The sequence below is a fragment of the Anaerobiospirillum thomasii genome (assembly GCF_900445255.1).
GTDB lineage: Bacteria > Pseudomonadota > Gammaproteobacteria > Enterobacterales > Succinivibrionaceae > Anaerobiospirillum_A > Anaerobiospirillum_A thomasii.
In genome coordinates this window covers 1-17,080 of sequence record NZ_UAPU01000010.1, presented here as the reverse complement: position 1 = coordinate 17,080, position 17,080 = coordinate 1, and the positions used below count along the sequence as shown (strand labels likewise).

The following is a 17,080-nucleotide window of genomic DNA, read 5'->3' as shown; positions in this document are numbered from 1 at the left end:
ATTTTTGCAAGTTTAAAAAATTATACCCCTCATTTACTGTTATCAAGTTTTCTGTATAGGTATGAAATAATAGTGAATAAATCAAACAGATCTTCCTTTCCTTCACATAACATTACCGGTCTGTGCGCTAAAGGATTCCTTATGATTGAATAGGCAGCTTTAAATAACAGAGCTATTGCCCTCTGATCTTTTAAATCCTGCTCTGATTCCATTTTTGTAAGTTTTACTAAAGGCTGACTACATAAAAGAGCCTGATCAATAAGCATATGACCATCTATACCGCTGTTTAGATTTGCTTTACGCCTTAATTCTTCAAACAATCCTTTTGTTGCTTCAAATAGGACAGAGAACTCATCGCCATTAATGCTCTTATCTGAGCAATAGGTTAAGACTTTATGATAGATCCCGCGTTTCTCTAGCTCCTTTAATAAGGCAGCATTTGATCGTTTGCCATAATAGCCCTCTGGCGGATTCCTAAGGTCAATAAGCCCATATCCTTGAGTATAATCATAATATATAGGTAGTTTTCTTAACTCAAAAAGTGAGTTTATACCATCTATTGCTCTTTTAAATGTTGGATTTGTGTTAATAAGAGAAGGTGAAAATGCTGCTGCTATAGTCTGAAACACAAAACCGTCATTTTGATAGTTCTGTTGTCCATACTGAAAAATGGATAGCAGGCAGTTAACCTTAGAGCCACAGTTTTGTCTTAACTGCAGAATGTTAAAATTACCCCAACTAAGTACCTTTGAAAATTCATTCCAGGAAGAAGAGTAGGGCTGTTCAATTAGCTTTGCAAGCTCGCTTAACTCGGATACACTAAATAATTGATTCATTGTATTTACTCACTATAAGAGGTTGATAATAGCTGTTTTTTTTCAACAATTGTCATCATTTTAAGAAGATTAACATCATCAAGTAAGGCTGTGAGCAAAGAGTCAGCCAAAGCTTGATTTCCTATTTGTATGTTGTATTCTATTTCATTAACCTTATGTTTAATTTCCTGTATTTTATCCTGTTGGAAGCTCATAATTATTATTCTCCTTTTTCACGGCTATAATTTCGGTTATAAATCCGACAGATGGCTTATCCATCGGATTTAGTAACGGTTAAACGGTTATAATTCGGTTATAATTCAGTCAATCAAGGGGCCCTAGGATAGGCACTGCCTGCATCAGAGTAAGAATGTATGCTGACAAGCCCTCTTGTCCTTCTTGTTCAAAATGCTTGGCAAGCTCTAAAGCGTTTTCTTTAAATCCTTGCTCATCGTTCTCCACATGGCATCTGATAAGGTTAAGTACGGTTGTTATATTCATGGCTACCTCACTGTATTTTTGTAAATCTGTTCATAAAATTAGGGTTATCATGTAGAGCATCAGTTTTGTCTCCAGTGTCCACAGATGTGGCAATGTAATCCAAGAAAAACTTTAAGTGCTGCCTTTGAATGTCGCTAAGATCTTCTCTTTCCATGACAGCGATGCCCTGCTGTAAGATGTCAATCTTGTCTGAGTCTGTTATGTTTTCTAATGCCGTTCTTTTTTCAACCTCTCTTTTTAAATAAGAAAAAGGTCTTAAATCATATTCCTCTGCGATGCCTTTTAATCTTTGTAATGAAGGCTTTACTGTGCCCTTGGCTATGTTTATATCAATTACAACATCTTTATTGATCAATTCGCGTTCTATCTCTAACACAAGGGTTATAAAAGGCACGCCGTTTTTGTTAATTGAATAAAGTGGTTTAAAAAAATTAAAGTTAGGTCTTATTGCCATTTTATTTTGCCTCTCTTGCTTCTTTCTCTTTCATAATTCCATACATCCAAAGGACACAGTTCACATCTTCTAGCAGCTGCAGCAGCTTCTCTGTATCAAGCTGAATTACTGTCCTTATGGCCATCATGCCTTCATATAAATCGTTTGGATCTTTTAGCGTCTTCTCAAGCTCTTCAAGATCGTAACGCTCCTTGATGCGCTCCCATATCTCATCGGGGGTACATTTGAGTGATGCCACAGTAGGGATTTTTACATTCTTCATCAGGCGTGAGTTAGTTGTTCTGTTAAGCCTGGCAGTGAATAGGGTCAAAGAGGTGCCCTTATCCATCACACGCATTGAGCTTTTATCCAAAACCCACAGCTCTGTGTTCTGCGGAGTAATCACGTTAATGCCAACAGTCAGATTTGGATCGTACTGACTTAGAAATTTCATGTATTGCTTAAGTTTCATCGTTTAAAATCCTACGCTATGTAAATACTCATTAATCTGTCTGTCTATAAAATTCTGACTGCTTTGGTCGTGCTCTTTTCTGATTTTTCTGCACTCTAAAACAACTTCCATATAATACTTTTGCTTATAGTAAAAGTTTTCAATGGCGTGAATTTCTTCATCAGTTGGATTGCATAAGTCTTTAAATATTTGAACATGACTTTTTTTTAAAACTAAACCATTAATTAATTTATTTATTACAGATGTTTTAGTTTTTGTCTTTTTACTAAGATTAAAAGCACAACCATACTCCAATTTGACCCATTTGCGTACCTTATATAAAAACCTAATATAATCAGGAGCAATCTTTACTAAAAACCATAAATCATCTACGCCAAATGGATATGTGTTTTCATATTTCTGCGCTTCTGACTTTTGACCTGGCAGGCTCTTCTGCTTTTCATATTCTTTAAAAAATTTATTTAATTGTGCTTTCTCATCTGCATTTAACTCTAATAGTCTGCAAAGCAGCTTTCTCTTATCCTGTGGAAAGCAACGTGAGCCAGTGGTGCAACTTATAAAATATGAATAATTCATATCTAAAATTTTTGCGAGCTTAGCTTTTGATTTATATTTTTCAAAAATCTTAATGTTTAAAAACTCAAGCATTTCTTTTGCTTCTTCCTGATTAATCATGAGCAATCTCCTATTAATTCTTTTCTTTTAAATAAACAAGCACACTTTTATAAAAAAGGGCTGTCCATTCTTTTAGTGGAAGCATGGAGTACAGCTTGTTAATTGTTATCATGTAATAAAAAGTCTGTATGCCCATGTCATTAATGTAAGTTACATGTTTAACCTCTTTTATTTCATCAGTCTTTATGCAACCTGGGAAAGCTTTTTCTAAATGTCTGATGCAGTAATAAAAGGTGCCGTCTGTCTTGACGCATTTAATTGTTGTGTTGTTCATTTCAACTTTTAAAAAATAAGGAAACTCTGCCATTTTTTATAATCCTTCTATAATTAATAAATAAATCTTAAAATCTCATCGTAATAGCGCTTTTGATAGAAGTTGCGCAGGATGACTTCAATGCCCTTAGGCTGCTTAATCTCTCTTTTACGCTCCAATGCTTCAGCAACTGATGCCGGTGCCATGGTGTCTGCCAACTGTCCCCAGGTCTCCTTGGCTGTCTGGTATGCTGTAGATTTTTTGCCAAAGTCAAAGCCAAGCCATGTGCTTACATTGTGAGTCTTGCCCTTGTATTTGCTTAAAAAGGTCACCTTAAGCAGGTTGTTACCATTCCTTGAAAGCTCCTGACTTACTTTCAGACCATCAATGTGCAGCACATGCCCTCCATATGCCGGCTCCATGCCTGTAGGGAGATCTTCTTCTATGACTTTCACATCTGTGGCAAGTTTGTAATCAATCTCTCTTATAATGGTGGCACCACAGTAAGGGCATACCGTTGAAGTGGCAGGGATGTAAGTGCTGCACTCTGGGCATGCCTTGACAGGTGATGGCCTCTTATTGCCCTTCTTTTTCTCGTTCTCAGAAGGCTCATGGCTTTCTATCTCAATGGCATTGATAGGGCCATGTCTTTCAATGTTGCGGGCGAAGTCTAAGATTAACGCATCCTTTTTGCCCTCAGCAGGGCGCAGGGCACGGCCAATGATCTGCACATATAAGGCTGTAGACTTGGTAGGTCTTAACATTATGAGCATATCAACAAAGGGCACATCAAAGCCTGTGGTCAATTGGTCTGCACTTACAAGACAGTCAATATCTCCAGCTCTGAATTTTTCTATAGCAGCTGCATTGTCTTCTTTTGAATTGGCTGAATTTACAGCATAAGCTCTGACATTTAGATCACGCAATTTCTGTGCTACCTTCTGCGTATTCTCAATGCCTGCAATAAAGCACAGCCAATGTCTGCGATCTTCTGCTTTGGCTATCTGCACTGACTGCAAGAGTGCTGCGTCTAACATGTCACTGTCACCGCAGGCCTTCTCAAGCTCTTCAAGCTTAAAGTCACCTCCCCTTGTGTGCAGTCCCTCTGCCTTTACCTCTGCCTTGGTATGCAGAGTTCTTAAGTTTGACAGATAGCCCTCTTTAATCAGTCTGTTTAGTGACTTGGTGAGATCGTAGGCAACATCTGTAAAGATAGCGTTGTTCTGCTCAGTTAAGAGGCCTCCCTGCATACGATAAGGTGTAGCTGTTAAGCCAAGGACACGCATGCGAGGGTTGGCTGCTTTTAAAGTTGATATAACAGTTCTGTACTGAGAGCTTTCCTTCTCTGACAGCAGATGGCACTCATCTATGATGATTAGATTGATAACGCCAAAGGTATGACGACAGCATCTTAAAGTGCTTGCCACACTCTGAATTGTGCCAAAGATAGCCTTGTGCCCTAGATCCTTGGCGCCAAGTGATGCGCTGTGAATGCCCATGTCTATCTCTGGCCATACAGCGCGCATCTTTTCTGCATTCTGCTTTACAAGCTCACCTACATGAGTCAGCATCAGACAGCGAGTGTTAGGCCAGGTCTTGAGCATGCGCTGTACAATAAGGGCAATGATGATGCTTTTACCTGTACCTGTAGGCAGGACAAGCAGAGGATTCTTTGAGCTGCTGCCATTTGTATCGGAGTTTTCCGTCACAAAGCGCCAGAACTCATTGCAGGCCTCTGCCTGATACCAACGTGGCTGAATCATAGGGCACCTTCAACAAAGTGCTTGGCAAATGACTTGGCATGCTCAAGGGACATGGCAGAGCTGTACATCACTACCTCACCGTCCATGAATCCTACAACATCAAAGCTTGATGCCTTAGGCCACTCATATATCTCAGCTCTCATGTTGCCTTTTTCCTTGACCTCAATGGCTGTCTTTTTCTCTCTGAAATTTAAGAATGCACGTGCCATTTTTAAACCTCCATCTCTGCAACGAATTTTTTAATGTCATCAAGCTTATAAAAGGCCTTGGTGCCTAATATCAGTGGCTTTGGAAACCCCTTGAAGGTGCTGTTTAAATACCTGTATACGGTTGAATAGCTGATACCGACATACTCTTTAAACTGTGCTCTGCATATAAAAATTGGCTGAATATCCACTTTTGTTTGTTCTGTCATGATTAAAACCTCTTAAATTTATGCCTCTCAAATCGCTTCTCAATTAGATATTTGGCGTATTTGTCCTTGAGACTCTTCAGCAGCTCTGTCAGATATGCCCTGTCATCCAGGTTGAACCTTTTCATAAGCCACTCTTCTATCTCTTTCTCATCTTTGAACGAGGGGCAGAACTTATAGCCCAGCACCCTCATTAAATTGGTTTTAGATGGAAAGAAGACGTCAAATACCCTTATGCCTTTAACCTCTCCTTTATTCACACCTTCTCCTTAAAATGGATTTACATTAGCCTGCTGTTGTGCAGCTGCTGCCTGGCCATAGATATTGTTAGGGGCGCCTTGGCCATAAGCAGGAGCCTGTTGTGCTGTCTGGCCGTAAATGTTCTGTGCAGCACCTTGGCCATAAGCTGGAGCCTGCTGCTGTGGAGCCTGATTGCTGATAGTCAGCATCTCATTGCCCTCACTCTGCAAGGTTGCCATAGCCTCGTGGATCTTCTGTGGTTGCTGACCTCTTGCAAGCTCAATAGCGCTTTGCCCTTGTGGATTGAAAAAGGCCACGACAGAGAAGTAAGGCACGCCTTTTTGATTGGTCTTGGATGAACGGCGCACGGCTACCTTTATCTGCTTCTGTATGAAGTTGGCAATAATGGTCAAAGAGGTGCGACCATCAGGAAGAGGTTTTGGCAGCTGCTTCACCTGGTCGTCAATGTATACCCTGCCGGTCTGATCAACAGAGCCAAGCAGATAGGCCAGGTTGGTTGTGTGGTGTGAGAACTCTGTCTGTGATAAATCAATGGACAGGTTCATACGGCCCTTTTTGCCATCTGCATCGGTGCACAGCAGGCCAAGGGAGATGACCTTGTGATTAGGGTCGTTCTGTCTAGCGCCTGCAATTGCATCAATAATCACAGCATCGTACACGCCTGAATTGTTGATGTATGGCAGACCGTCAAGAGATGCAAAAAACTTCTCGTCAGTTAAGGTCTGTACATTTCCTAGTTCAATCATGTTGTTTTACTCCTATTAAATTCAAAAATTAAAATGGTGGGTTGTCAGCATCAAGCACAGGCTCTTTAATCTCTTCAATGTGTGGGCCTTCTGCTTTGGCATTCATCTGAGACAGTACCTGTGGAGGTGGCACAAGTGAAGGTGGCTGAATGCTATCTGTTGTGCCTATTACCTTCTTGGTGGTGCGTGTCTTTTTAAGCGCATCTTTGACTGATTTGCTCTCCTTGGCAGGCTGGCCTTCTTTGTGCTCAGATGCTACAGGCAGGGCATCAAGATCTTCCATTTCCTCTCTTGAGGTGTAGCCACCGATAACATCAGGGAACACTTCATCAAGGAAACGGCCCAGGGCGCGAATTCTGATCATGTCAGGCCATTTGTCTGCCCATTTGCCTTGTCCGAAAATGTTGCCGTTGGCGTCAATGGCCACAAGGTTGCGCAGCTGTGCGTCTGCTGTTGAATAGGTCACAGAGTGAGGTTCATTAGGTCTGTCTTTTCTGTAGCCTGAATAAGTCACACCATAGTAGCCAGGCTGCTGCTCTACCTTATAAGACCATGAGCCGTACTTGATGCAGATACCGGCCTTGGCTTTGACAAACATATCTACACGGCCGTTCGCTACATAGAAGGCTCTTAGGGCCATCTCAGGAGACAGGTCAAAACGCTGACCTGCAGCTATGATCAGAAAAACATCAACACTATGATCTACTGTATCGGTTGAGCGCAGTGCAGCAGGCACTAGTAAAGAAAAACTTAAATACTTGGCGTACTCTCTAGCATCATTGATGGTCTTAGGCAGTACATTAAAGCCATTTACCACCTTTCTGCCAGCCTCTTCCATTGCCATAGCTACAGAGGTATCAGACTCAACATGGCCAAAGTCATGGGCAAGAGTCTCAGCACTTGGCACCATTGGAGCAGGAGGCACAGGAACAGGAGGGGCAGAAGGGATAAAAGCATTTGACTGCATCATCTGCGGTGTCATCTGTGGCTGTGGCTGAAAGGCCTGCATAGGCTGAACCTGTGGGGCCTGCTGTGGCTGAAAGCTGTTAAAGCCATTAGAAGTGGGCTGTGCGCCCACAACGGTTGGTCTTGTATTGAAGTTTGATACGTTAAAATCTGCCATTTTTATATTCCTTTTTAATTAATTGCTTTTGTTCTTAAAACTCTGAAATTTGCGCCCTGAACTCTATAGCGGGCATATAGCTCTGGGTGCTCAATCTCTAAGAGATCTTTATTGATTGAGATTCTGCCCTTTTGAAGCTTGTAGGTAGCCAGGACGGCACCGTTTGCATCTTGAATGCCTTCGTTTTCTCCGATAGCTGTGACTATCTTCTCTTGCAGTGTGTCTGCCTGCTTTTCAAGTGCCTTTATTTGGTCCTTAATCTCTCTGTAGCTAATGACAGCGTTTTTAATGTCTGCATCTACCTGAGCATAGTCACTTGAGTGCTCTGCATTCTTTAGATCCTTGATAGTCTTTGGAGGCTCCTGATCTAGAAGAACATGCTTAACCCACCACTCATATGTGTTCCTATGGAGTTCAACAGCTACCTCTAGATCAAAGTCAATGGTATAGACACGATAGTCAGAGGTCTGCATTAGGACAGCAAGGTCACAGGTTCTGACACCGGTAAGGAGCATATACACGTGAACTTGTAAGATGTACTCCATAGGGACTTGAGAATCCTGCACGGCAAGCTTGCCATTTATGTACTTGTTGCCAGGGCCCCACAGCATGACGGTGTCTCCGTTGTCGTCTATCTCGTTAGTAGCTGTGTTGCGCCTTGTTGTTTTTATTTCTAAAATAGATACAGGTGAGTTTGGATTCTCCTTGGTTGTTACAATGCGATCAGGAGAGCCGAACAGCCAAAAACATGTGTTATCATTCAGAGTCGGACAGGTGTGTAGCATCATGCCTGTGCGCTCTGCGTATTCTTCTGCTATAACGTCCTCAAGTCTCTGACCCCAGTGTGTGGCATCATTGCCCTTGAAAGGCTCTGCACGTCCTGTCTTTTCAAGCCAAAGCTCATAAGGGCTCTTGTATTTGCTAAGGCCAAGGATTACAGCCACATCAGAGCCACCAAGACCGCACTGACGCTCTGCAAGCCATTTGTCATAGCCTGTAAGGCCTTTATCTGCGATCATTTGGTTGATTTTGGCTGTGCGCTTATCATGAATGTCGCCTGCCTGCTCATAGGTAAGACCCTCAATTATTGGTAAGTCAGTCATTAAAAAATCTCCAAAAAGTCAAACAGTGTTGCCACTGCAAAAAATAGAACTGTTGAAATAAGGGCAAACAAGAAAGCCTCTTTGTTCATTGATTCACTCATCCAGTGTTTAAATTCTTTGGTCATTGGATTTTTCTCTATCATCAATTTGTGCTAGTTCATCAATTAAGGCTTTGTATTCGTTGATAACAGCCTCTTTTTCTTTGTTGCTTAAAAGCGCCTTCACCTTTTCAATAACTATCCTGCGTCTTAGTTTTAAAGTTGAATTAGGGGCAAATGTTAATAATGTAGTGCTTTCGGTCATATATTTCCTCTTTATGATGAATTTGATCATATTATATGTTTAATATAGAAAAAATAAAGATATATATGAGTTATTTTAAATATTTTATGCAGATTTATTGCATATCTGTATGATAAATAGGGTAATTTTTATGCGACAAGTGTTTGCCATGGTGCATATTTGAAGAAGCAGGAGGGAATTGTAGGGAATTAGGGCAAAAAAAAGCCCCAGCAAGGGGGCTAAAAAAAAGACAATTAAAGTTTTTTAATGATGTTTGTGACTTTGCCTTCAATCTCTGTATCAGCGCGGACAGGAATTAAAGGGAATTGAGGGTTGTCAGATTTAAGATAATAACAGCCTGTTTCATATACAAGGCGCTTAATTACGTGCTCTTCATCTTCTACTCTTGCGCATACTATCTGATTGCGCAGATCCTGAGGATCTTTCTGTAAAGAGTCAACAATAACAAAGTCTCCATTGTTGATGGTTGGCTCCATGCTGTAGCCTGAAACCTGCACAATAAAGATGTGCTCATGAGTTGGAACAATGTCCGACAGAGTGCCTAGATCGTCAGGATAGCGATCTGTTGGAAAGCCAGCACTGGCAGTTCCTGCAACCTTTGGAGAGTTTAATTCAAAAAATCTGGTGGCGTGTTTGTATATTCAAGCAGAGCGTCAACTTGTTGATCCGATGGTCTAGCTTGTCCATTCTCAATGCGAGATAGTCTAGATTGAGATATCTCCATGGCTGTGCAGAAGTTAGACTGTAAGAGCCCTGAGCTATGTCTTAAAAGCCTTATTTTTTGTCCCAATTCTTTATCACTTAAATGTGAGTATTTTGATCGTCGCTTCATTCTATTGTCCTCTCTTAATATGTAACTTTTAAAGTATAGGAAGAAAAGCGCATATATTCAATGTTTTTTATGGTCTCAAGCATATTTTTTATTGTTAGGTGAAGATTTTATATTTATTAAGTCATATAATATGCTAATATCAGTTATATTATATTTCTTTGGAGAGTATATATGCGTTCTTTTTCTATTTCTAAACGAGAATGTGAATTAATTCTGTTCTTTCAAGGGCTATCAAAAAATCAGTTTGTCTCAATAGATGATCTTTTATTTAAGTTCAAAATTTCAAGGCCTGCTCTTTTTCAAACATTAAGCAGGCTCAAGGATAAAGGAATAGCAGAATATGCGACACAAAGATCGGACGGTTCTCTCATTGTTTATCCAAAGGTAAAAATTATTGAGGTACAGTGATGGGGGCAGTTGATAATTTTAATGCTGAAACTTTTTTAATCCCTAACAGCTTAAAAGGCATATTTAAAAAATGTGGAGTCTCGGAGCTGTTAGCGTTATTCATTTTAGGTAAAGCTTGTCACATGGCAAAGAAAAAAGGGCACTGTGTCCTTTCGGATGCAAAAATTCAAGAGATGATCCCTTTTCCTCTGTATCGCACTCAAATTGCAAGAGCGCTTCAGGTGTTAAAAAGTGGAGATTTGATCAAAGTGTCTCGTACAGGTTTACACATGCACGGATCTAGAGTGATTACGCCTAACTGGGAACTTTTAGCCTGTAAGACCGATGACGTCAATGTACACAAGGCGTGTACAACTAGTTGTACTCATACAGATACATCTAGTCGTACACAAGATGTTACTTCTAGTTGTACACACTCTGACACCTCAATGTACACACAGTGTGACGTCAATGTACACAAGGCGTGTACAACTAATAACCTAAGAAACCTAAGAAACCTAAGAATATATATAGAAAGGTTTTTACTCAAATTTTATAAAAATAATTTAGACCAATTGTTCAAAGACAAGGATGTATTTCGTTGTGATTTGACAGAGGCTAAAAAGACTATCCCTTTTGATGGTGGGCCTTATGAAGCTCTGACTGATTGGATTTATACAAATATCAAAGAGTGGGCCAGAGAGCTCTTATGTTGCAAGTACTTTTATCACGATCATGCAGGCAGGTGTGAATTTAATCTTGAGCCCGTGCTTGACTATGCTCTTGGTCATTACGACCCATCCAAGGGCGTTCACTTTCTTGATTACTTTCAAACAGTGATTCTTAATAACTGCAAAATCTTATTTAGAAAGTACAGAGACGGTGAGGATAACTACATTGAAACCTTTGGCAGACTCTTTGATCGCCTGATGTTGCAAAAGTGGCTGTTTCAGAAAGATGAAAAAATGAAACTTACACCTACATGGGCTGAGGCTCATTACTTTGCCTTTGATGATAAAGCTTTGAGAAAAATAAGACGCCACTGCCGTGAGGGCTATGACTTTAGCGGTTATGACATTATTGCCAAAAAGTACATAGGCACCAAAGAGCTAATCATCATTATCAATGCATGGTTTATACATTTCTGCCTGTATCGCTTCAGGTATCACAACGATATGCATGACACATGGAGAGATCTCTTTAAATTTACAAAAAACGAGGATGTCTTTCTCAATGCCTCAGATAAGGAAATGCTTGATTACTTTGCAAGTATATGGGGCGTCTTTAACAAAGCATATACGCAGTTTAAGCTGCCTGCCGTGACTTTAGATGAAACCTTGGATGCTATTTTTAAGGAGGGTGAATAATGAATTTTGATAAAGCACAGGTGGCAGAGCTTTTAAACTACTTTGAACCAAGTGAGCGTGATGAGTGGGTGGACGTCTTCCGTGCGCTGGGGAATGCCTTCCCTGGTGACGGTGATGTCTTTAACAGATGCGTCTCATGGGCATCAAGGAGTGATAAGCATGATGCAGCTGCTGCTAAACATGAGAAGAGTTTGTTTTATAAAGATAATCAGGGAATAGGGATAGGCGTGCTTATTAAAAAGGCGCAGGAGAGAGGTTTCTCAATGCGCCAGGGACAAGTATTCTCAAACAAATCAAAAGTGGATGATGCTGCTGTAGAGCTTAAGTCATCAGAAGCGGCAGAGATGACACTCTATGACAGCATCAAAAACTTAAGCTCTTTGATTATAGCAAATTTGATTATGTATTGCACTGCCGAGGACAGAAGTAAATTCATCTCACGCTATAAAAACAGCATTAAAAAGATCCCTGTGGAACATGTGGGCATATTCAAGGCCCTGTATGAACATACCAAGACTCACAGCATCTTTGTCCTCAAAGAGTTTAGGCAGACCCTGCACAAGTTTAATGTGTCTGATGAGCTGTTTAAGGCTGTAACAAGCGCATCCTCTCCTGTGACCTTTGACACGCTGTGCGAACAGATGGAGCAGATGATAGACAAGGCATCAAGATTGCAGATTATCAATATATCAAAGGCCAATATCAAAGCAGCACTTGAGGGCAGTGCCTCAGATATGAAAGATCTAACCAATCAGGCCATGATGTGCCTTGGCTCCAATACAGGACTTAAAGAGCTCAAAGAAAGAGATGAGGTTTTAAAAAGCTGTAACTCTGCCCTTAATGATATAAGCGATCCTGATGTCTTTAACCACCTGTATATATCAACAGGCTATCAGAGCATTGACAATCAAGTCTATGGTTACAGACGTGGTGAGGTCTCCATCTTGGCAGCACATACAGGTGTGGGTAAGACCTACTTTGGCATTGAGTCTGCCCTGCGTGCCATTGACAACAATAAGCGCGTTTTATTTTTCACCGCCGAGATGAGTGTGGATTCAATCGCACAGCGTCTGTTTATGGTCAAAATGAAAGTGACCGAAAAGATGGTCAAGGAGCACGGCTTTCCACATAAAGCTTTTAATGAGTTTAAGCAGGCCTACGATCTGAACAACAATTTAAAAATCATCGGTGGGCGCTCAATGTCTATCAATGATATCAAGAGCAGTGTAGACAGTGCCAAGTTTATAGGCGATGTAGATCTGATTGTCATTGACTATCTGCAAATTATTGAAAACGACAGATATAAAAGGGGCGAGCAGTGGGAGCAGATTTCCGATGTTATGCGTCAGCTTGTAGCCCTGGCGCAGGATAGTGATACTGCCATTCTTGTTCTGACTCAGCTGACCAAGCCACAGTTTGACAAGGGCAAAAAGAAAAAAGAGCCGACCCTTTATGACATTGCAGGATCCTCAGGTGTTGTGCGTGATGTCGCTCTTGCCCTTATTCTGTTTAAGGATGATGAAAAGTCAAACTTTAAAATGGTGGTGGCCAAGTCACGCTATGCATCAACATCAGTGCATTTTGAGCTTACAAGAACCACAGGCGGTGGTTTCCATGTGCTAGATGGCTCTTATTCAAATTCTAAAATCTTTGATCAAAGTGTTGCCACAGTTAAGCCTTCAATTAGTGCTGATAATGTACTTGATGAGTTCACTCCACGAGATGAGGACTATGAAATAGCGCCAGGTGTTGAGCCTAAGAGTGCTGATGATATGGATCTTGAGGTGGCTTATATGGTGGGGGATGGTGAATTATGATCTCAATGGAAGAGGCTGGGGTCACTGCTGCATCTTTGCCTTTGGCATTAAAGAACGTGGCGCAGGGGCTCTATTCTCGGGGCTTTGATGTTATTGGCTCACGAGGCAAGCTTCCAAACCTGCACAAGTGGAAGGGTGTTGATAGGGCGCAGCTGCTTGAGTGGTGTATGTTGAATTTGGACAACGGCAAAGCCAACAGTCTGACCTTAAGGCTTGATAATACACAGCTGTGTGCCTTTGATTTAGACTTTCCGAGCTCTGACTTTACCGATGATTTTATAAGACGCATCAATCGTGCCGACCTTGTACCTCAGCTGTTCACGACCTCAGGCAAAAAGGGCTGTAAGATTTTCTTTAGGGCGCCTTTTGAGGTTAAGCAAGAGCTGCCTCTTCACCTTGGCCCCTCTGTTGTATGTGATGATGGCAGGAAGTTTGACCTTGAGATTAAAAAAGACTTGAGCGTTGTCTTTGGCGCCTATCCAGAGCATGAGAAGCTTTACAGTGAATATCCTGATACCACATTTATCGTCCAAGTCTCACCTTCTGATTTACCTGAGCTAGATGCAGATAAGATAACCCGCATCAAGGTAGCCTACTGCAATACGATACAGGAGCATGCGCTAAAGGGAGCGCTTGTATTCAACTATGGCTTTAATGACGCTGTGCAGAAGGTTAAGGCTGTAATCGCTTATGATGTGCTACACAACCATAACAGGATTTACTCTTTTCTCATTGATGTGGGCGATGAGATTATCCTGCGTGCCCTATGTGACTTCTATGATGGGCAAACAATCAGACGATTACCACAGACAGCGCAGGCACAGCCCTTGGTGCAAGCAGTTAAAGAGATGCAGCAGGTTAAAGACATGGAAGTCATGCAGCTGCACGCCCTGGCCTTTGAACAGATTTACGAACCGTACAAATTACACCTTATGGGCGTGCTGGCGTCCAAGGGAATTAATACAACTATGCAGAGCAGTGTTATAGAACTATATGAGCGATATTTTATAGAGCGTACCTGCGAGCGATATAAGGAGTACCTATGCTAATACTTCAGCTGACCATGCCACCGTCACTAAATCAGAAGCTTGGCAATATCAAGCATAAGACAGCATGGAATGATTGGAAGTACAGAGAGCGCAAAAGAATTTTAAAGCAGCTGCCTGAGGGGTTTGAGCCTTTTAGCTGTGATGTCTATCTTTACATTGATTTTTATTTTCCTGACAATGCCCGCAGAGACTTAGACAATTACCTTAAAGCCTTGCAGGACACATTGACCTTGGCAGGGGTGTGGAATGATGATAGCCAAGTCTGTGACCTCATTGTAAAAAGGCAGGGAGTGCTGCCACCTGGATCATGTACTCTTGCGATATGGCCAAAGTCAGAGAGTGATCCTTTGGCTGATTGGATTTTATAAAATACGTTATATAATTGCATTATAGAAACATGGAGATATAAAATGCCAGGATTGATTGTAGCTATGTTTAGCCTGTTTTCATTGGCTATTGTTTTAGGTGTTATTGCCTATTTGTTGTATAAAGATTCAAAGAAACTTTAGTTTTAAAATGCCGGGTATATTTGCTTTATTTTTTATTACAGCGTGTTTTGCATTTGCTGTATTTTTAATTATCAAAGCTTTAATAAATTTTTAGTCCGTATTTAAGGGCAGACAATGCGCTACATGACAATTGCAGATGTAAGAGACATAGCCAGAGTGAAAGACTGCAATGGCAGACATACAGAGTTTAGGCACCTGTTGAGTCAGTATGCTATATGGTCCCGTATTGGCCTTGATAACCCTAAGTATGTGACCTTCCTTGGAATCAAGGGCAGTGAGGGTGAGATAGCAGAGGGGAAGCGCAATGTTTTATATATTACAGATGAGATAGGGTTGTTTATTGATAACAAAGTCAGCATTGTGCGCTTTCATGATGAGCTTGGCTATAAGCTCTTTAAAGAAATATACATCAATAATTACAACATAGAAGATTTAACATCGCTGTCATATATGCGCAAAGCTTTTAAGCGTGAAGGTTATTATCTTGAAGATCGCAATGCATCAGAATTATTGGCTCTGTTTATTGAAAAAATAAGGCAGCGTTGTGTTGCTTAGGCAAGGGTCAAAATTGCAAAAAATAAGAACTTTGCATAAAAGATGCATAAAAGATGCATAAATTATCTATATTTTTTCAACGCTATTTTTAATTAAATTTCTTTAAATATCAATAATTTAATTCATAGATGATAAACCTTATCAATTTTATTTATAGCGCTATTGCGCATGTGTACGTAAAAGGGTATATTGACAACATGGTCCCCGCGTCGCGTTGCGCCCGTAGGGAATTTGAAAAAATTTTATAACTTATGCATTAAACTCCAAGCTGTGATCCAAAGTCACGGCTTTTTTTTTGTTTCTGGAGGTCCAAAATGGAAAGGTTCTACATATGGGCCGCCGAGCACTCCGTTGAAGTCTATACAACCTTCGGCCTTTTTGCTGCATGGGCTGTCAAAGGATATAGGGATTACACCTCAGGCGAGAAAAAGCCACGCTTTGAAAGGGCTATATCTAATTTCATGTGCGCCCTGCTGCTTCTTGTCTTTGTCGTGCCCGCATTAGAATACTTTGACATCAAGCCTGAGCTGATACCATTCATAGGCGCAGCCTTTGGCGCTATGGGTACAGAGTCTATCATCATGCTGACCTCTAAAGTCTTTCACACTGTCATCTCTCAAAGAGTACCGGTTATGAGCCAGACCGTAGCTGAGGATATAAAAATTAAAAGTCAGACAGCACAGCAGAGGACGCCAGGCACATCCGGCAAAATGAATTCAAGCACAGGAGGATATCAGGTGCCTGAACCTCCTATGCCACTTGATAAGAGGAACTGATGGAGAATGTTAACCTATTAAAGCCGTCAATCAATTTAGCAAGATTTCAGACATATTTTTACAAAGTATCAAGAACAGCCTTTACCGACCCTGCTGATAACGTTCTAAAAATCGGACTTAATCACACCAACCAAGATATTGAGCCTTTCACTCAGAATAGCACCTGGGACGATAAAAAGATCTTCAAAGTTTGGAGAGCTGACCTTTACTACGAGTGCTTTAGGCTTGGCAAGTGGCTGCAGGGGTATAAGGTAGAGCAAAGGCACTATGATGCATTGATCGATCTTTTAACTGATGATGTCTTTAAACTTGCTGATTTTAGGCCTCATAGCCTGATTGAGCTTATCAAGTATGGCTCTTTTGATGCAGCTGCTGATCAATTTCTGCGCTGGGTCGTAGACTTAGAAGGGCAGGTGTCAATGAAACATATTAAGAGGGCCTTTGCACGGCGAGCATACTTTAAGGGTGAAGATTATCTGCCCTTTACCTTTGCCAAGGTCAGCCCATTGAACATTGAAACCCTTAACGATGCTATTGAGCGCGAGGGTTACTGTGCCATTGAGAATGAGAATACAGGACTTCAACTAGTGAGATTAGCCTAAATGGAATATTGCTTACATGCCTTGGCTCAGCTTGTGTCATTGGCTTTTTAAGTTATTGTTTAATTTTAAAAGGGAAAATAGTATGAAGGCATCAAGTGCATGCATTCTTTGATTAAAGAATTTGAAGGATTAAGAACAAGGGCCTATAAGTGCCCCGCAGGAGTGTGGACCATTGGATATGGTCATACCGGCCCAGATGTGAAGAAGGCAATGTGATCACTCAAGAGGCAGCTAATGAGCTGTTGAAGATTGACCTTGAGCGTTTTGAGCAGGGTGTCTCTGTCCTTTTACAGCAGAAAAACATTGAAGTCAATCAGAATCAATTT

25 protein-coding genes and 1 pseudogene are annotated in these 17,080 nt (G+C 41.1%); 9 read left to right on the top strand and 17 right to left on the bottom strand.

What is annotated here, in order from left to right; genetic code table 11:
* Positions 1-29: 29 nt before the first annotated feature.
* The 17 genes from DRZ93_RS13450 to DRZ93_RS14075 form a co-directional block, all read right to left on the bottom strand.
* On the bottom strand, positions 30-836 hold the full coding sequence (locus tag DRZ93_RS13450; RefSeq protein ID WP_113746086.1) for a TIGR02391 family protein: 807 nt from the start codon (positions 834-836) through the stop codon (positions 30-32).
* A 5-nt stretch (positions 837-841) separates the two neighbouring features.
* On the bottom strand, positions 842-1,030 hold the full coding sequence (locus tag DRZ93_RS13445; RefSeq protein ID WP_113744172.1) for a hypothetical protein: 189 nt from the start codon (positions 1,028-1,030) through the stop codon (positions 842-844).
* Positions 1,031-1,139: 109 nt separating this feature from the next.
* Positions 1,140-1,316: a hypothetical protein gene (locus tag DRZ93_RS13605; protein WP_172458083.1), complete on the bottom strand. Its 177-nt coding sequence runs from the start codon at positions 1,314-1,316 to the stop codon at positions 1,140-1,142.
* 7 nt (positions 1,317-1,323) lie between these two features.
* The gene (locus DRZ93_RS13440; RefSeq protein WP_113746085.1) at positions 1,324-1,770 is read right to left on the bottom strand and encodes a hypothetical protein; all 447 of its coding nucleotides are present in this window, start codon (positions 1,768-1,770) and stop codon (positions 1,324-1,326) included.
* Between the two features lies 1 nt (position 1,771).
* Positions 1,772-2,221 (bottom strand): EAF7 family protein, encoded by a 450-nt coding sequence (locus DRZ93_RS13435; protein WP_113746084.1) that lies wholly within the window; start codon positions 2,219-2,221, stop codon positions 1,772-1,774.
* 3 nt (positions 2,222-2,224) lie between these two features.
* Positions 2,225-2,896 (bottom strand): hypothetical protein, encoded by a 672-nt coding sequence (locus DRZ93_RS13430; protein WP_113746207.1) that lies wholly within the window; start codon positions 2,894-2,896, stop codon positions 2,225-2,227.
* Between the two features lie 13 nt (positions 2,897-2,909).
* Positions 2,910-3,203, bottom strand: coding sequence for a hypothetical protein (locus tag DRZ93_RS13425; protein ID WP_113744176.1), 294 nt, complete (start codon positions 3,201-3,203; stop codon positions 2,910-2,912).
* A 20-nt stretch (positions 3,204-3,223) separates the two neighbouring features.
* On the bottom strand, positions 3,224-4,912 hold the full coding sequence (locus DRZ93_RS13420) for a DEAD/DEAH box helicase (protein WP_113746765.1): 1,689 nt from the start codon (positions 4,910-4,912) through the stop codon (positions 3,224-3,226).
* Positions 4,909-5,121 (bottom strand): hypothetical protein, encoded by a 213-nt coding sequence (locus tag DRZ93_RS13415; protein WP_113746764.1) that lies wholly within the window; start codon positions 5,119-5,121, stop codon positions 4,909-4,911. The genes DRZ93_RS13420 and DRZ93_RS13415 overlap by 4 nt, the downstream gene beginning before the upstream one ends.
* Positions 5,122-5,123: 2 nt before the next feature.
* Positions 5,124-5,327 carry a helix-turn-helix transcriptional regulator gene (locus tag DRZ93_RS13410; protein WP_113744179.1) on the bottom strand — a complete coding sequence of 68 codons (204 nt, stop codon included), beginning with the start codon at positions 5,325-5,327 and terminating at the stop codon, positions 5,124-5,126.
* Positions 5,328-5,329: 2 nt separating this feature from the next.
* A complete protein-coding gene (locus tag DRZ93_RS13405) occupies positions 5,330-5,584 on the bottom strand; it encodes a hypothetical protein (RefSeq protein WP_113744180.1) in 255 nt (84 codons plus the stop codon).
* Positions 5,585-5,593: 9 nt separating this feature from the next.
* A complete protein-coding gene (locus DRZ93_RS13400; RefSeq protein WP_113746763.1) occupies positions 5,594-6,331 on the bottom strand; it encodes a hypothetical protein in 738 nt (245 codons plus the stop codon).
* A 28-nt stretch (positions 6,332-6,359) separates the two neighbouring features.
* Positions 6,360-7,454 carry a hypothetical protein gene (locus tag DRZ93_RS13395; RefSeq protein ID WP_113746204.1) on the bottom strand — a complete coding sequence of 365 codons (1,095 nt, stop codon included), beginning with the start codon at positions 7,452-7,454 and terminating at the stop codon, positions 6,360-6,362.
* A 14-nt stretch (positions 7,455-7,468) separates the two neighbouring features.
* Positions 7,469-8,557: a YqaJ viral recombinase family nuclease gene (locus tag DRZ93_RS13390; RefSeq protein WP_113744183.1), complete on the bottom strand. Its 1,089-nt coding sequence runs from the start codon at positions 8,555-8,557 to the stop codon at positions 7,469-7,471.
* Positions 8,558-8,665: 108 nt separating this feature from the next.
* Complete coding sequence (locus DRZ93_RS13385; RefSeq protein ID WP_113745455.1) at positions 8,666-8,860, bottom strand: hypothetical protein; 195 nt, start codon at positions 8,858-8,860, stop codon at positions 8,666-8,668.
* A 233-nt stretch (positions 8,861-9,093) separates the two neighbouring features.
* Positions 9,094-9,501, bottom strand: coding sequence for a LexA family protein (locus tag DRZ93_RS13380; protein WP_281268134.1), 408 nt, complete (start codon positions 9,499-9,501; stop codon positions 9,094-9,096).
* The gene (locus tag DRZ93_RS14075) at positions 9,468-9,692 is read right to left on the bottom strand and encodes a helix-turn-helix domain-containing protein (protein ID WP_113746759.1); all 225 of its coding nucleotides are present in this window, start codon (positions 9,690-9,692) and stop codon (positions 9,468-9,470) included. The genes DRZ93_RS13380 and DRZ93_RS14075 overlap by 34 nt, the downstream gene beginning before the upstream one ends.
* 171 nt (positions 9,693-9,863) lie before the next feature.
* On the opposite strand from DRZ93_RS14075, the gene DRZ93_RS13370 reads away from it, so the two are divergent.
* The 9 genes and pseudogenes from DRZ93_RS13370 to DRZ93_RS14070 all read left to right on the top strand — a co-directional run.
* Complete coding sequence (locus DRZ93_RS13370; RefSeq protein ID WP_113745457.1) at positions 9,864-10,100, top strand: MarR family transcriptional regulator; 237 nt, start codon at positions 9,864-9,866, stop codon at positions 10,098-10,100.
* Positions 10,101-10,369: 269 nt separating this feature from the next.
* Positions 10,370-11,446, top strand: a complete 1,077-nt coding sequence (locus DRZ93_RS13365; RefSeq protein WP_146741125.1) for a hypothetical protein — start codon at positions 10,370-10,372, stop codon at positions 11,444-11,446.
* The gene (locus DRZ93_RS13360; RefSeq protein WP_113746757.1) at positions 11,446-13,263 is read left to right on the top strand and encodes a DnaB-like helicase C-terminal domain-containing protein; all 1,818 of its coding nucleotides are present in this window, start codon (positions 11,446-11,448) and stop codon (positions 13,261-13,263) included. Before DRZ93_RS13365 ends, DRZ93_RS13360 begins: the two co-directional genes overlap by 1 nt.
* A complete protein-coding gene (locus DRZ93_RS13355) occupies positions 13,260-14,312 on the top strand; it encodes a bifunctional DNA primase/polymerase (RefSeq protein ID WP_113745460.1) in 1,053 nt (350 codons plus the stop codon). The genes DRZ93_RS13360 and DRZ93_RS13355 overlap by 4 nt, the downstream gene beginning before the upstream one ends.
* Positions 14,306-14,680 (top strand): RusA family crossover junction endodeoxyribonuclease, encoded by a 375-nt coding sequence (locus DRZ93_RS13350; protein ID WP_113744190.1) that lies wholly within the window; start codon positions 14,306-14,308, stop codon positions 14,678-14,680. Before DRZ93_RS13355 ends, DRZ93_RS13350 begins: the two co-directional genes overlap by 7 nt.
* A 255-nt stretch (positions 14,681-14,935) precedes the next feature.
* Positions 14,936-15,376: a hypothetical protein gene (locus DRZ93_RS13345; protein WP_113744192.1), complete on the top strand. Its 441-nt coding sequence runs from the start codon at positions 14,936-14,938 to the stop codon at positions 15,374-15,376.
* Between the two features lie 314 nt (positions 15,377-15,690).
* Positions 15,691-16,152 carry a phage holin family protein gene (locus DRZ93_RS13340; protein ID WP_113745461.1) on the top strand — a complete coding sequence of 154 codons (462 nt, stop codon included), beginning with the start codon at positions 15,691-15,693 and terminating at the stop codon, positions 16,150-16,152.
* Complete coding sequence (locus tag DRZ93_RS13335; protein ID WP_113745462.1) at positions 16,152-16,754, top strand: lysozyme family protein; 603 nt, start codon at positions 16,152-16,154, stop codon at positions 16,752-16,754. Before DRZ93_RS13340 ends, DRZ93_RS13335 begins: the two co-directional genes overlap by 1 nt.
* A gap of 99 nt (positions 16,755-16,853) precedes the next feature.
* Positions 16,854-17,080, top strand: a pseudogene (locus DRZ93_RS14070) (lysozyme); the annotation flags it as partial.

Coding starts and splice junctions, on each gene's coding strand:
- DRZ93_RS13450 (WP_113746086.1), bottom strand. CDS start 836: ATGAATCAATTATTTAGTGTATCCGAGTTAAGCGAGCTTGCAAAGCTA.
- DRZ93_RS13445 (WP_113744172.1), bottom strand. CDS start 1,030: ATGAGCTTCCAACAGGATAAAATACAGGAAATTAAACATAAGGTTAAT.
- DRZ93_RS13605 (WP_172458083.1), bottom strand. CDS start 1,316: ATGAATATAACAACCGTACTTAACCTTATCAGATGCCATGTGGAGAAC.
- DRZ93_RS13440 (WP_113746085.1), bottom strand. CDS start 1,770: ATGGCAATAAGACCTAACTTTAATTTTTTTAAACCACTTTATTCAATT.
- DRZ93_RS13435 (WP_113746084.1), bottom strand. CDS start 2,221: ATGAAACTTAAGCAATACATGAAATTTCTAAGTCAGTACGATCCAAAT.
- DRZ93_RS13430 (WP_113746207.1), bottom strand. CDS start 2,896: ATGATTAATCAGGAAGAAGCAAAAGAAATGCTTGAGTTTTTAAACATT.
- DRZ93_RS13425 (WP_113744176.1), bottom strand. CDS start 3,203: ATGGCAGAGTTTCCTTATTTTTTAAAAGTTGAAATGAACAACACAACA.
- DRZ93_RS13420 (WP_113746765.1), bottom strand. CDS start 4,912: ATGATTCAGCCACGTTGGTATCAGGCAGAGGCCTGCAATGAGTTCTGG.
- DRZ93_RS13415 (WP_113746764.1), bottom strand. CDS start 5,121: ATGGCACGTGCATTCTTAAATTTCAGAGAGAAAAAGACAGCCATTGAG.
- DRZ93_RS13410 (WP_113744179.1), bottom strand. CDS start 5,327: ATGACAGAACAAACAAAAGTGGATATTCAGCCAATTTTTATATGCAGA.
- DRZ93_RS13400 (WP_113746763.1), bottom strand. CDS start 6,331: ATGATTGAACTAGGAAATGTACAGACCTTAACTGACGAGAAGTTTTTT.
- DRZ93_RS13395 (WP_113746204.1), bottom strand. CDS start 7,454: ATGGCAGATTTTAACGTATCAAACTTCAATACAAGACCAACCGTTGTG.
- DRZ93_RS13390 (WP_113744183.1), bottom strand. CDS start 8,557: ATGACTGACTTACCAATAATTGAGGGTCTTACCTATGAGCAGGCAGGC.
- DRZ93_RS13385 (WP_113745455.1), bottom strand. CDS start 8,860: ATGACCGAAAGCACTACATTATTAACATTTGCCCCTAATTCAACTTTA.
- DRZ93_RS14075 (WP_113746759.1), bottom strand. CDS start 9,692: ATGAAGCGACGATCAAAATACTCACATTTAAGTGATAAAGAATTGGGA.
- DRZ93_RS13370 (WP_113745457.1), top strand. CDS start 9,864: ATGCGTTCTTTTTCTATTTCTAAACGAGAATGTGAATTAATTCTGTTC.
- DRZ93_RS13365 (WP_146741125.1), top strand. CDS start 10,370: ATGCACGGATCTAGAGTGATTACGCCTAACTGGGAACTTTTAGCCTGT.
- DRZ93_RS13360 (WP_113746757.1), top strand. CDS start 11,446: ATGAATTTTGATAAAGCACAGGTGGCAGAGCTTTTAAACTACTTTGAA.
- DRZ93_RS13355 (WP_113745460.1), top strand. CDS start 13,260: ATGATCTCAATGGAAGAGGCTGGGGTCACTGCTGCATCTTTGCCTTTG.
- DRZ93_RS13350 (WP_113744190.1), top strand. CDS start 14,306: ATGCTAATACTTCAGCTGACCATGCCACCGTCACTAAATCAGAAGCTT.
- DRZ93_RS13345 (WP_113744192.1), top strand. CDS start 14,936: ATGCGCTACATGACAATTGCAGATGTAAGAGACATAGCCAGAGTGAAA.
- DRZ93_RS13340 (WP_113745461.1), top strand. CDS start 15,691: ATGGAAAGGTTCTACATATGGGCCGCCGAGCACTCCGTTGAAGTCTAT.
- DRZ93_RS13335 (WP_113745462.1), top strand. CDS start 16,152: ATGGAGAATGTTAACCTATTAAAGCCGTCAATCAATTTAGCAAGATTT.